Annotated in this window: 12 protein-coding genes and 1 tRNA gene; 9 read left to right on the top strand and 4 right to left on the bottom strand. The window is 61.3% G+C overall.

Features of this window, described 5'->3' with window-relative positions; genetic code table 11:
- Positions 1–7 precede the first annotated feature (7 nt).
- From tmk to ACZ6YA_RS07995, 8 genes are all read left to right on the top strand, one after another.
- Positions 8–640: a dTMP kinase gene (gene tmk, locus ACZ6YA_RS08030; protein WP_465896582.1), complete on the top strand. Its 633-nt coding sequence runs from the start codon at positions 8–10 to the stop codon at positions 638–640.
- Complete coding sequence (locus tag ACZ6YA_RS08025) at positions 633–1619, top strand: DNA polymerase III subunit delta' (RefSeq protein WP_465896581.1); 987 nt, start codon at positions 633–635, stop codon at positions 1617–1619. The genes tmk and ACZ6YA_RS08025 overlap by 8 nt, the downstream gene beginning before the upstream one ends.
- 30 nt (positions 1620–1649) lie before the next feature.
- On the top strand, positions 1650–2432 hold the full coding sequence (locus ACZ6YA_RS08020) for a TatD family hydrolase (protein WP_465896580.1): 783 nt from the start codon (positions 1650–1652) through the stop codon (positions 2430–2432).
- Between the two features lie 364 nt (positions 2433–2796).
- A complete protein-coding gene (locus tag ACZ6YA_RS08015) occupies positions 2797–3432 on the top strand; it encodes a TetR/AcrR family transcriptional regulator (RefSeq protein WP_465896579.1) in 636 nt (211 codons plus the stop codon).
- Between the two features lie 107 nt (positions 3433–3539).
- Positions 3540–4508, top strand: a complete 969-nt coding sequence (locus tag ACZ6YA_RS08010) for a GTP 3',8-cyclase MoaA (RefSeq protein WP_465896578.1) — start codon at positions 3540–3542, stop codon at positions 4506–4508.
- Between the two features lie 65 nt (positions 4509–4573).
- Positions 4574–5179, top strand: coding sequence for a DUF4823 domain-containing protein (locus tag ACZ6YA_RS08005; protein ID WP_465896577.1), 606 nt, complete (start codon positions 4574–4576; stop codon positions 5177–5179).
- A gap of 10 nt (positions 5180–5189) precedes the next feature.
- Entirely contained in the window at positions 5190–5750 is a 561-nt protein-coding gene (locus ACZ6YA_RS08000) for a DUF1285 domain-containing protein (RefSeq protein WP_465896576.1), read from the top strand.
- Positions 5751–5856: 106 nt separating this feature from the next.
- On the top strand, positions 5857–6273 hold the full coding sequence (locus ACZ6YA_RS07995) for a cupin domain-containing protein (protein ID WP_465896575.1): 417 nt from the start codon (positions 5857–5859) through the stop codon (positions 6271–6273).
- A 58-nt stretch (positions 6274–6331) separates the two neighbouring features.
- On the opposite strand, the gene ACZ6YA_RS07990 is transcribed toward ACZ6YA_RS07995, so the two are convergent.
- Positions 6332–6407: transfer RNA gene (locus tag ACZ6YA_RS07990), tRNA-Asn, on the bottom strand.
- Between the two features lie 74 nt (positions 6408–6481).
- Positions 6482–7678, bottom strand: a complete 1197-nt coding sequence (locus ACZ6YA_RS07985) for an amino acid aminotransferase (protein WP_465896574.1) — start codon at positions 7676–7678, stop codon at positions 6482–6484.
- Between the two features lie 287 nt (positions 7679–7965).
- On the opposite strand from ACZ6YA_RS07985, the gene uvrB reads away from it, so the two are divergent.
- Entirely contained in the window at positions 7966–9981 is a 2016-nt protein-coding gene (uvrB, locus tag ACZ6YA_RS07980; protein WP_465896573.1) for an excinuclease ABC subunit UvrB, read from the top strand.
- A gap of 131 nt (positions 9982–10112) precedes the next feature.
- Here the strand turns inward: uvrB and ACZ6YA_RS07975 are convergent, their stop codons facing one another.
- Together ACZ6YA_RS07975 and ACZ6YA_RS07970 are read right to left on the bottom strand one after the other, a co-directional pair.
- Positions 10113–11663, bottom strand: a complete 1551-nt coding sequence (locus ACZ6YA_RS07975; protein WP_465896572.1) for an MDR family MFS transporter — start codon at positions 11661–11663, stop codon at positions 10113–10115.
- A complete protein-coding gene (locus tag ACZ6YA_RS07970; protein ID WP_465896571.1) occupies positions 11653–12708 on the bottom strand; it encodes an HlyD family secretion protein in 1056 nt (351 codons plus the stop codon). Before ACZ6YA_RS07970 ends, ACZ6YA_RS07975 begins: the two co-directional genes overlap by 11 nt.
- Between the last annotated feature and the right edge of the window lie 7 nt (positions 12709–12715).

The raw sequence follows: 12715 nt of genomic DNA, 5'->3' as shown, positions 1-12715 counted from the left end.
ACTGCCTGTGAGCGGCTTGTTTATTACCTTGGAAGGCCCCGAAGGCGCGGGCAAAAGCACCAACCGCGACTACCTGGCTGCACGCCTGCGCGAGCAGGGGCTGGATGTGGTGCTGACCCGCGAGCCTGGCGGCACGCCGCTGGCCGAGAAGGTCCGCGAATTGCTGTTGGCGCCAAGCGACGAAACGATGGCGGCCGACACCGAGTTGCTGTTGGTGTTCGCCGCGCGCGCCCAGCACCTGGCGCAGGTGATCCGTCCGGCGCTGGAACGTGGCGCCGTGGTGCTGTGCGATCGCTTCACGGATGCCACCTATGCCTATCAGGGCGGTGGCCGAGGCCTGTCAGTCGAGCGCATCGCCACGCTTGAGCAATTCGTTCAGGGTGACCTGCGCCCCGATCTGACCCTGGTGTTCGACCTGCCGGTGGAAGTCGGCTTGGCCCGTGCAGCCGCGCGTGGCCGCCTGGACCGTTTCGAACAGGAAGGACAAGCCTTCTTCGAGGCCGTGCGCCAGGCCTATCTGCAGCGCGCCCAGCGCGAGCCCCAGCGCTACGACCTGCTTGATGCCGCACAGCCGCTGGAAGCCGTGCAGCGCGCCATCGACGCGCTGTTGCCGAGCATTCTGGACCGTTACCGTGGCTGAGGCGTACCCCTGGCAGCAAGCACTGTGGCAGCAGTTGGCCGGGCGTGCCCAGCATGCCCATGCCTACCTGCTGCATGGGCCGCAGGGTATCGGCAAGCGCGCCCTGGCCGAACGCCTGATGGCTCGATTGCTGTGCCAGCAGCCGCAGGGGCTGGATGCTTGCGGGCAGTGCAAATCCTGCCTGCTGCTCAAGGCGGGTAGTCACCCGGACAATTTCGTGCTGGAGCCAGAAGAAGCCGACAAGCCGATCAAAGTCGACCAGGTGCGTGAGCTGGTGTCTTTCGTGGTGCAGACGGCGCAGCTGGGTGGGCGTAAAGTCATTCTGATCGAGCCGGTCGAAGCGATGAACGTCAATGCTTCCAACGCACTGCTCAAAAGCCTGGAAGAGCCTTCCGGCGATACCGTGCTGTTGTTGGTCAGCCACCAGTCCAGCCGCCTGCTGCCAACCATCAAGAGTCGCTGCCAGCAGGTTACCTGTCCGCCGCCCAGTCTGGCCCAGAGCCAGGCTTGGCTGGCCACGGCGCTTGTCGATTGCGACGAGGCCGAGCGTGACGAGCTACTGACCCTGGCCGCCGGATCGCCGCTGTTAGCGGTGAAGCTGCAAGCCCAGGGCGTGCGCGAGCAGCGAGCACTGGTCACGGATGGAGTGAAGAAGTTGCTCAAGCAACAGCAATCACCCAGTCAATTGGCCGAGGCCTGGAGCGGCGTGCCTTTATTGTTGCTGTTCGACTGGTTCTGCGACTGGTCGCACCTGACCCTGCGTTATCAATTGACCCAGGATGAGGAAGGGCTAGGCTTGGCCGATATGCGCAAGGTGGTGCAATACCTTGCGCAGAAGAGCCGGCAGGCCAAGGTGCTCGAGGTCCAGGCGTGGATACTCGAGCAGCGCCAGAGGGTGCTGGGCAAGGCCAACCTCAACCGTGTCCTGCTGCTGGAAGCCTTGCTCGCCCACTGGGTGCAGCTACCGGGTTCCCGCTGATTTTCCATTTCTTCATGTGTGCCGTATCCCATGCTCGTAGACTCCCATTGCCATCTCGATCGTCTTGACCTCAGTGCCCACCAGGGTTCCCTTGATGCTGCCTTGCAGGCGGCGCGCGAGCGCGGCGTCGGGCACTTTCTGTGCATTGGCGTGAGCGCCGAGAACGCTGGCGCAGTGAAGGCACTGAGCGAGCAGTACGCTGATGTCGACTGCTCGGTGGGCGTGCACCCTCTTGACCTGGCGCCGGGCGAAACCCCGGCACTGGAATGGCTGTTGCGTGAGTTGGCGCACCCGCACGTTGTCGCGATTGGCGAAACCGGGTTGGATTACCACTACGAGCCGGAAGCCGCCGAGCTGCAGCAGGCCTCGTTCCGCCTGCACCTGGAGGCTTCGCGCCAGACCGGCAAGCCGGTGATCGTGCATACCCGCGCGGCCAGGGCCGACACCTTGGCGCTGCTACGCGAGGCCAACCTGCCCCAGGCCGGCGTTCTGCACTGCTTTACCGAGGACTGGGACATGGCCAAGGCGGCGCTGGACCTGGGCTATTACATCTCGCTGTCCGGCATTGTTACCTTCCGCAATGCCGACGCATTACGCGAAGTAGCGCGGCAAGTGCCGGCCGACCGGCTGCTGGTGGAGACTGATTCGCCTTACCTGGCGCCGATCCCTTATCGTGGCAAGCCTAACCTTCCGCAGTATGTGCGTGAGGTGGCTGAATATGTGGCGTCATTGCGGGGCGTGAGTTATGCGCAGTTGGCCGAGCAGACCACTGCCAACTTCAAGCGCTTGTTTCCGCTCGCACGGGTGGCCTGAGCACACCCTGGCGCACAACTGCAGGCAAAAAAAACCCGGGTTCTGGGGGAGGAATCCGGGTTAAGACCATTAGGAGTAAAACAAAGGTACGCGGTCCCTGAGCACCTTTATCGGCGCGCCACTTGGGGGGGATGCGCCGCGCCAACACTTCAAGTATTGGTCAGGTTTGGCGCAGTGCCAGTGCCTATTGGTCGTTTTTTAAACAGATTTGGAATACGCCTGCTGTCACTTCCTTCCTCAATGCATCTGTACAGCCCCTGCGCCTGCTGGAACTCATCGTGAAACACAGACATGGTTGGATGATCCGTGCAATTTGCTGCAAGTTAGGCATAATAAACCGCTTCAATGTCATCCAGTCCTTCCCATGCAGAAAGAACCTCGTAAGGTCCGTGAGTTTCGCCGTCGCGAACAGGAAATCCTCGATACTGCGCTCAAGCTGTTTCTCGAACAGGGTGAAGATAGCGTCACCGTCGAGATGATCGCCGACGCGGTAGGTATCGGCAAAGGTACGATCTACAAGCACTTCAAGTCCAAGGCGGAGATCTACCTGCGCCTGATGCTCGATTACGAGCGCGACTTGAACGCGCTGTTGCATTCGGCCGATGTCGACCGCGACAAGGAGGCGCTGTCGCGCGCCTATTTCGAGTTCCGCATGCGCGACCCGCAGCGTTACCGGCTGTTTGACCGCCTGGAAGAAAAGGTGGTCAAGGGCAATCAGGTGCCGGAACTGGTCGAGGAGCTGCACAGCATTCGTGCCTCCAACTTCGATCGGCTGACCCAGCTGATCAAGGGGCGAATCAGCGAAGGCAAACTCGAAGACGTGCCGCCGTACTTCCACTACTGCGCCGCCTGGGCGCTGGTTCACGGCGCCGTGGCGCTGTACCACTCGCCGTTCTGGAGCAATGTGCTGGAGGACCAGGAAGGTTTCTTCCAATTCCTCATGGACATCGGCGTGCGCATGGGCAACAAGCGCAAGCGCGACCCGGAACCCGCGAACTGAAGCGTCTCACCGTTTTCAGCTGAAACCGGCATGAAGCCAGGGCTTGCAAAAACCTGAATTTTGAGTCAGGTTTCGCCAGCCCCGATTCATCCATGCCGGAGTCATTCATGATCGTCGATCGTCAAGGCAGGCGTTTTCGCAACCTGCGCGTCAGCCTGACGGCTGCCTGTAACTATGCCTGTAGCTATTGTGTGCCCAATGGCAAGCGGCTGGTGGCGGCCCAGGATGAACTGTCGGCAGAGGTGCTGGCACGTGGTGTGGCCTACCTGATCGAGGCCGCCGGCATTGAGCGCCTGCGCATTACCGGTGGCGAGCCCTTGGTCAGCCCCAGGCTTGATGCGTTCCTGACAGCGGTAGCCAGGCTCGACCTGCAGGACATCTCCCTTACCACCAATGGCCAGTTGCTCTCGCGCAAGCTGCCGCAGTTGCAGGCTGCCGGTATCCGTCGCCTGAACGTTTCTCTCGATACCCTCGACCCCCTGGCGTTCCGGCGCATCGCCCGGGGGGGTGACTTGGCCAGCGTGCTTTCCGGCATGCAGCAGGCGAGTGCCATGGGCATGCAGATCAAGGTGAACATGGTGCCCATGCGCGGGGAAAACCTCGATCAGGTGGTGCCCATGCTCGACTATTGCCTGGCGCAAGGGTTTGAGCTGCGTTTCATCGAATTGATGCGCATGGGCCATCTGGCCCGCGACACCAATGCGTTCCTGCAGCAGTTTGTAGGGCTTGATCAGCTGCTGGACTTGATCGGCCGTGAGCATGATTACCAGCAGGTCGATGCGCCGCTGGATGCCACTGCGCTGCGTTACCAGATTCCGGGCAGGGGCCATTTTGGCGTGATCGCCAACGAAAGTGTGCCGTTCTGCCGTACCTGCTCGCGGTTGCGCTTGTCCTCCACCGGCTGGCTGCATGGCTGCCTGTCGTCGAGCAACCGTCACTTTGTCGGCGACCTGCTCGAACAGCCCCGCCACCAGGCGCTTCCCGCATTGCAGCGATTGTTGGTCAAGGCCTTGGCCGACAAGCAGGAGCTGGCGTTTTCCGGCGATGTGATGGTGATGAAGGTGATCGGCGGCTGATCTGGCGCAAAAGCTGCATTGGCCGGCTATTCGCCGGTTTTTCGTCACCGGCCACTGGAGGGAAGATGCGTAGCCTGGTCTTGCCGCTGGCGCTGTTGGCGCTGGGCGGCTGCATGAATGTCAGCGATATGGGCGAGGGCGTCCGTTACCACATGAGCGATGCCGGCCTGCTGGATCACAGCGATACTCGCCGCACGCTGTCGATCCGCCTGCAACCCGATTCGTTCATCTTCATCGGCCAGGGCGCATTCATGCCGCCGAGCAAAGGGCCCGTGCCGAAACAGAACGTGGTGGCCGAGGAAGCCTTCAAGAGCTTCGTCGAGTATTTTCCGCTGGTGCGCCGAGCCCAAGGCCCGCTGGGCTTGGAAGAAGCCATTGCCGAGGCCCGTGCTGTCGGCGCCGACTATGTGCTGTACACCCGCTTCGCGCGCACCGATGACCGCATCTCCAATGGCGATGAATGGTATGACGAGCAGGCGGTCGACCGCCTGGGTTGGGATACCGGTGTGGTGCAGATGATGCTGATTGAAACCAATACCCGTTACCTGATCGATAGCGCACGCATCAAGAGCCGTGGCGGTTTGTTGACGTTCCACGACAATACGCCTCAAGATTTGCTCGCGGCACCGATGCGCGAGTACGCTCGTAGCCTTCTCGGCATGAGTGAGTGAGGGCAGGGTGATGACGGATTCCGGCAAGGCCAACGATCTACTGGCACAGATCCCCAAGCACAAGGGCCTGCCACCGGTGCATCTGTGGAATCCGGAATTCTGCGGTGACATCGACATGCGCATCGCCCGTGACGGCACCTGGTATTACCTGGGTACACCAATCGGGCGCAAACCGATGGTGCGGCTGTTCTCCACGATCATTCGCCGCGATGGCGATGACTACTTCCTGATCACGCCGGTGGAAAAGGTGGGTATTCGCGTCGACGATGCGCCGTTCGTTGCCGTGGCCATGGATGTGCGGGGCAGTGGCGAGCAGCAGGTGTTGACCTTTACCAGCAATGTCGAGGATCAGGTCGAGGCGTGCCCGGCGAATCCTCTGCGTGTGGAGATCGACCCGGTCACCCAGGAGCCGTCGCCTTATGTGCTGATGCGCAGCAATCTGGAGGCGTTGATCCATCGAAATGTGTTTTACCAGTTGGTCGACCTGGCAGTGCCGCGTGAGATCGACGGCGACGAATGGCTAGGCGTCTGGAGTCATGGCGTGTTCTATCCCATCGGGCGTAGCAGCTGAAATCGCGAGTTGGCCAAGCGGCTCCCTGTTTTTTCCCTGAATTGGCCGTTTGTCACGGGAGTCCATGAGCCTAACCTGCTGGCAGATGCCAATCAGGAGACCCCCAATGAAACCCTCGATTCTTTCCCTCGCCCTGCTCATCAGTGTTGGCCTGCTCACGGGACAGCCCAGCGCCTGGGCGCACGGCGATGTGGCTGACCAGGTCAAAGTCCTGCAAGAGCAGCAACCTAGCAACGCCCCCGGCAAGAAAGCCGTCATGCTCACCGTCAGCTATGCGCCCGGTGAAGCTTCGCCCGCTCACCAGCACCCTGGTGCCGTGATGGCATACGTGCTTGAAGGTGCGGTGGTCTCGAAGCTCAACGACGAACAGGAAAAGACTTACACCGCCGGTGAGTACTGGTACGAAGCGCCGGGCACCGTGCACAGTGTGTCGCGCAACGCCAGCAAGACTCAGCCTGCCAAGTTGCTGGTGTGGAGCCTGGTGGATGAGGGTAAGGAAGTGACCGAACCGTTGCAAAAGTAGTAGAACTTAGAAATAAAAAAACCTCCAATGCTTGCGCATCTGGAGGTTTTTCAGAATTTGGCTCCGCGACCTGGACTCGAACCAGGGACCCAATGATTAACAGTCATTTGCTCTACCGACTGAGCTATCGCGGAATCTGCGTGCATTTTACGGATTGCCAAGGGCAAGTCAACCCACCCCTGGCAATTCAATCAGCTAAATCAAGCAGTTACAGAACTTCGACGATGGCCTTGGTGACCACGTGGATGTTGCTCTGGTTCAGCGCGGCGACGGCGATACGGCCGGTGTCCAGCGCATAGATGCCGAACTCGTTCTTCAGGCGTGCCACTTGTTCGACGGTCAGGCCCGAGTAGGAGAACATGCCCGCCTGGCGGCCGACGAAGCTGAAGTCGCGCTTGGCGCCGTATTCGGCCAGCAGGCTGACCATTTGCTGACGCATGCCGTGGATGCGTTGGCGCATTTCACCCAGCTCGGCTTCCCACATCTGGCGCAGTTCGGCGCTGTTGAGCACGGTGGCGACGATGGTCGCGCCGTGAGTCGGCGGGTTGGAGTAGGTGGTGCGGATCACACGCTTGACCTGCGACAGCACACGGGTGCTTTCGTCTTTGTTGGCGGTGACGATCGACAGGGCGCCGACGCGCTCGCCGTACAGCGAGAACGACTTGGAGAACGAGCTGGAGACAAAGAAGTCCAGGCCCGACTCGGCGAACAGGCGGACGGCGAAGGCGTCTTCGGCGATGCCATCACCAAAGCCCTGGTAGGCCATGTCGAGGAACGGCACGTGGCCCTTGGCCTTGACTACTTCCAGGACGTTTTTCCAGTCGTCCAGACCGAGGTCGACGCCGGTCGGGTTGTGGCAGCAAGCGTGCAGCACGACGATCGAGCCGGACGGCAAGGCGTTAAGGTCTTCGAGCATGCCGGTACGGTTGACGTCGTTGCTTGGCGCGTCGTAGTAGCGGTAGTTCTGCACCGGGAAGCCGGCGGTTTCGAACAACGCGCGGTGGTTTTCCCAGCTCGGGTCGCTGATGGCGACTACGGCGTTGGGCGACAAGCGCTTGAGGAAGTCGGCGCCGATTTTCAGAGCACCGGTACCGCCAACGGCCTGCACGGTGACCACGCGGCCGGCGGCCAGCAGTGGCGACTCGGCGCCGAAGATCAGCTTTTGCACGGCCAGGTCGTAGGTGGCGATGCCGTCGATCGGCAGGTAGCCGCGCGAGGCATGCTGGGCGGCACGCTGGGTTTCGGCTTCGATCACGGCGCGCAGCAGCGGGATGCGGCCTTCCTCATTGCAGTACACGCCCACGCCCAAGTTGACCTTGTCGGTACGGGGATCGGCGTTGAAAGCTTCGTTGAGGCCCAGAATGGGGTCGCGGGGTGCCAGCTCGACAGCGGAAAACAGGCTCATTGTTACCTTGGCTCTGAATGGAGAGTGATAGGGCGTACACGCTCCAGCCGAATGCACTGAAGCGGTGCACAAACGGGGAGTCAGTATAGTGATACCGCACGGTCACTGCGACAGTGTGGCGCAGCTTTTCCGGCAATTTGCGCAAATATTTTTCGACCATTGGTCGAATTGCCGTGTCCACCGCAATAGGCGCTCACACCTCGACCTTGAATCCGGTCCCAGGCAGGCGCATTTGGGTATAGACTACTGGCTAAATTTACAGTTGCTGCGTTACCGCGAGGTCCGACATGTCCGAGTTCCAGCTCGTCACCCGTTTCCAGCCGGCCGGCGACCAGCCCGAGGCCATCCGCCAGATGGTCGAGGGCATCGAGGCGGGCCTGTCGCACCAGACCCTGCTCGGGGTGACCGGTTCGGGCAAGACCTTCAGTATCGCCAACGTCATTGCGCAGGTGCAGCGGCCCACGTTGGTGCTGGCGCCGAACAAGACCTTGGCCGCGCAGCTGTATGGCGAGTTCAAGGCGTTCTTCCCGAATAATGCGGTGGAGTATTTCGTTTCCTACTACGACTACTACCAGCCCGAAGCTTATGTGCCGTCGTCGGATACCTTCATCGAGAAGGATGCCTCGATCAACGACCACATCGAACAGATGCGCCTGTCAGCGACCAAGGCGCTGCTGGAGCGGCGTGATGCGATCATCGTCACCACCGTGTCGTGCATCTATGGTCTGGGTAGCCCCGAGACCTATTTGAAAATGGTCCTGCACGTCGACCGTGGCGACAAGCTCGACCAGCGCGCGCTGCTGCGGCGCCTGGCCGACCTGCAGTACACCCGCAACGAGATGGACTTTGCCCGCGCCACGTTCCGCGTGCGTGGTGATGTGATCGATGTATTCCCCGCCGAATCGGATCTGGAAGCCATCCGCATCGAGCTGTTCGACGATGAGGTTGAGAACATTGCTGCATTCGACCCGCTGACCGGCGAAGTCTTCCGCAAATTGCCGCGCTTTACCTTTTATCCCAAGAGTCACTACGTCACCCCGCGGGAAACCCTGCTGGGGGCCGTGGAAGGCATCAAGGAAGAACTCAAGGACCGCTTGGAGTACCTGCACAAGGCCAACAAGCTGGTGGAGGCCCAGCGCCTGGAGCAGCGCACCCGGTTCGATCTGGAGATGATCCTTGAACTGGGTTACTGCAACGGCATCGAAAACTACTCGCGCTACTTGTCCGGACGCCCGGCCGGTGCACCGCCGCCCACGCTCTACGACTACCTGCCAGACGATGCGCTGCTGGTGATCGACGAGTCCCATGTCAGCGTTCCGCAGGTCGGCGCGATGTACAAGGGCGACCGCTCGCGCAAGGAAACCCTGGTCGAGTACGGTTTTCGCATGCCCTCTGCCCTGGACAACCGGCCGATGCGTTTCGATGAATGGGAGTCGGTCAGCCCGCAGACCATCTTCGTCTCCGCCACCCCTGGGCCATACGAAGCAGAGCACGCCGGACGTGTGGTCGAGCAGGTGGTGCGCCCGACCGGCCTGGTCGACCCTCAGGTTGAAATACGTCCGGCGCTTACCCAGGTCGACGATCTGCTCTCGGAGATTCGCAAGCGCGTCGATCAGGGCGAGCGGGTACTGGCCACCACGCTGACCAAGCGCATGGCCGAGGACCTTTCCGATTACCTGGCCGACCATGATGTGCGGGTGCGCTACTTGCACTCGGATATCGACACGGTGGAGCGGGTGGAAATCATCCGAGACCTGCGCCTGGGTACCTTCGACGTGCTAGTGGGCATCAACCTGCTGCGTGAGGGGCTGGATATGCCTGAAGTGTCGCTGGTGGCGATCCTCGATGCCGACAAGGAAGGTTTCCTTCGTTCCGAGCGCTCGCTCATCCAGACCATCGGTCGCGCTGCGCGTAACCTCAATGGCCGGGCCATTCTCTATGCCGACCAGATCACCGGCTCGATGCAGCGGGCGATCGACGAAACCGAGCGCCGCCGAGAGAAGCAGATCGCCTTCAACGAGGCCAATGGCATCGTGCCCAAGGGCGTGGTCAAGGACATTACCGACATTCTGGAAGGCGCCACTGTGCCCGGGTCGCGCAGTAAGAAGCGCAAGGGCATGGCCAAGGCCGCAGAGGAAAGCGCCCGCTACGAGGCCGAACTGCGCACGCCGGGTGAGATCACCAAGCGCATCAAGCAGCTGGAAGAGAAAATGATGCAGTTTGCGCGCGATCTGGAGTTTGAAGCGGCGGCGCAGCTGCGGGATGAGATTACTCAGCTTAGGGAGCGGTTGATTACCAGTTGATTCTTGGTTGCCTGTCCTGGCCTCTTCGCGGGCAAGCCCGCTCCCACAGGCTCACCACTGTTCTCAAGGGCAGTGGAAATCCTGTGGGAGCGGGCTTGCCCGCGAAGAGGGCGGGACAGGCACCGCCAATATTAATGAGCCTCCCCAGCCTTGAGCCCCTCCGGCAGTTTGCGAGTCAGTAGCACCGCCACCATGCTCACCGCCAACCCAATCCCTACAAAATGGAAGGCATCGTTGTAAGCCATGATCAGCGCCTGCTGGTGCACAATCTCACTCAACTTGCCCAGTGCCGCATTGTCAGTGCCCAACCGTTCCGCCAGTTGCGTCAGCCGCTCGGCCACCTGCGGGTTGCTCGGCACCACCGCCTCACGCAGGTAGTCGAAATACACTTTGGTTCGCGCATCGAGCAAGGTGGCGAGTAAGGCGATGCCAATGGCACCTCCGAGGTTCCGCAGAATATTGAACAGGCTCGACGCCGATCCGGCATCCTGCTGCTGAATATAGGCCGTAGCGATCAACGAAATGGTCACCATGATCATTGGTTGGCCAAGGGCGCGGATGATCTGGATGTGGTTGAACTGCGGTCCTGCAAAGTCGGGGTTGAGTACGCCGGAACCGAAGCTGGCGGCGCCGAACAGGCAGAAACCGAGCGCACACAGTACTTTCGGCGACACCACCTTCATCAACTGCGGCACTAACGGGATGAGGAACAGCTGCGGCACCCCCATCCACATGATCACTTCGCCGATTTGCAGGGCGTTGTAGCCCTGAATTTGCGCCAGGTACAGCGGCAGCAGGTAGATCGACCCATACAGCCCGACCCCCATGCCCAGGCTGGCGATGCTCGATAAGCCGAAATTGCGGTTGCCGAGGATACGCAGGTTGATCAGCGGGTGTGGTTTGGAAAACTGCAGGATGACAAAGGTGATCAGGCTGACCAGGGCAATGCTGCCGAGGGCGACGATCAGGTTCGATTCCAGCCAATCCTTGCGGTGGCCTTCTTCAAGGAACACCTGCAGGCAACCCAGGCCCACGCCCAGCGTAACGATGCCAGCGTAATCGGTGCTTTTCAGCAGCTCCCAGTGCGCTTCCTTCTTCTCAAGTCCATACATCAGGCCGGCGATCATCACCAGGCCAGGGGGAATGTTGATGTAGAAGATGTACTCCCAGCCCCAGTTCTCGGTCAGCCAGCCGCCCAGGGTCGGGCCGATGGAAGGGGCGAAGGTGGCGGTCATGGCGAACATGGCCATGCCTTTGGCGCGGTGGTGTTCGGGCAGCTTGATCAAGGTCAGGGTAAAGGCCAGCGGGATCAGCGCGCCGCCGGTGAAGCCCTGCAGTGCGCGGAACAGGATCATGCTCTCCAGGTTCCAGGCCATCGAGCACAACAGCGACGAAAACAGGAACCCGGCCGACACCCACACCGCTAGGCGCCGGGCGGACAGCAACTGCACCAACCAGGCGGTCAGCGGGATCATGATGATCTCCGCCACCAGGTAAGAAGTGGAAATCCACGAACCTTCCTCCAGGGTCGCCGACAGCGCGCCTTGGATGTCCTTGAGCGAAGAGTTGGTGATCTGGATGTCCAGCACCGCCATGAAGGCGCCGAGCATCACGCTCATCACCGCAATCCAGTCGCGCCGGGTAGGTTCCGCAGTTGGCCGCAGCAGTTGATCACCGGCCATCGTGGCCTTCATCCTCTGTGCGCAAATCAACGGTAGCGGTCACCGACATGCCCGGGCGGATGCGGCCATGCAGCGGGTTGTCGGTGGCGAAGGTCAGCTTCACCGGGATGCGCTGCACCACTTTGGTGAAGTTGCCGGTGGCGTTGTCCGGTGGCAGCAGGCTGAACTGTGCGCCGGAGGCGGCGAACAGGCTGTCGACGCGGCCTTCGATCGGCGTATCGGGGTAGCTGTCGAACAGCAGTTCGGCACGCTGGCCGGGCTGCATGTGGCCGATCTGGGTTTCCTTGAAGTTGGCTTGCACCCAAATGTCCTGGTCGGGCACGATCGACAGCAGATAAGCGCCGGCCTGCACCACCTGGCCATTGCGGGCATTGCGCTGGCCGATGATGCCGCTGATTGGAGCGCGGATCTCGCAGCGGGTCAGGTTAAGCTCGGCCTGGGCCAGATCTGCGCGGGCGTTGGCAATCTGCGCATCCAGGCGCTTGAGGTCGGCGCTGAGGGCGTTGACCTGCTGGCGCTGGCTTTGCAGGTCGGCACGGGCCTTGTCGACCTGGGAGCCGGCGACGTGGCTTTCCGCTGAAAGGGTGGTGACCTGCTGTTCGGACACGAAGCCCGGCTTGCGCAGTTTTTCCACGCGGTTCAGGTCCAGGCGCGAGCGGTCGAACGTGGCCTGGTTGGCGGCGACCTGGGCCTGACCGGCGGCAATCAGGCTGCCCTGCTGGGTCAGCCGGCTTTCTGCCTGCACATGTTCGGCCTCGCGGGTGGCCAGGGCGGCACGGGCACGTTCAACGGCCAGTTCGAAATCGGCGACTTCCAAGCGCACCAGCAGGTCACCCTTGTTGACATGCTGGTTGTCTTCCACAGGCACCTCGTCGATCCGTGCGCCAAGCTGGCTGGAAATGCGCGTGATCTCGCCCTGTACGTAGGCGTTGTCGGTGCTCTCGTAGAAGCGACCCTTGAAGAACCAGTGGGCGAGGAAGGCGAGGGCGATGATCTCCACCAGGGTGAAGAAGATCAGCAGGCGGCGTTTGAGTTGAGCGGGCATGGGGACT

Source organism: Pseudomonas sp. NPDC090752 (assembly GCF_055584805.1).
Note: the sequence above shows the minus strand (reverse complement) of the source record. Positions and strands in the feature narration are given on the sequence as shown.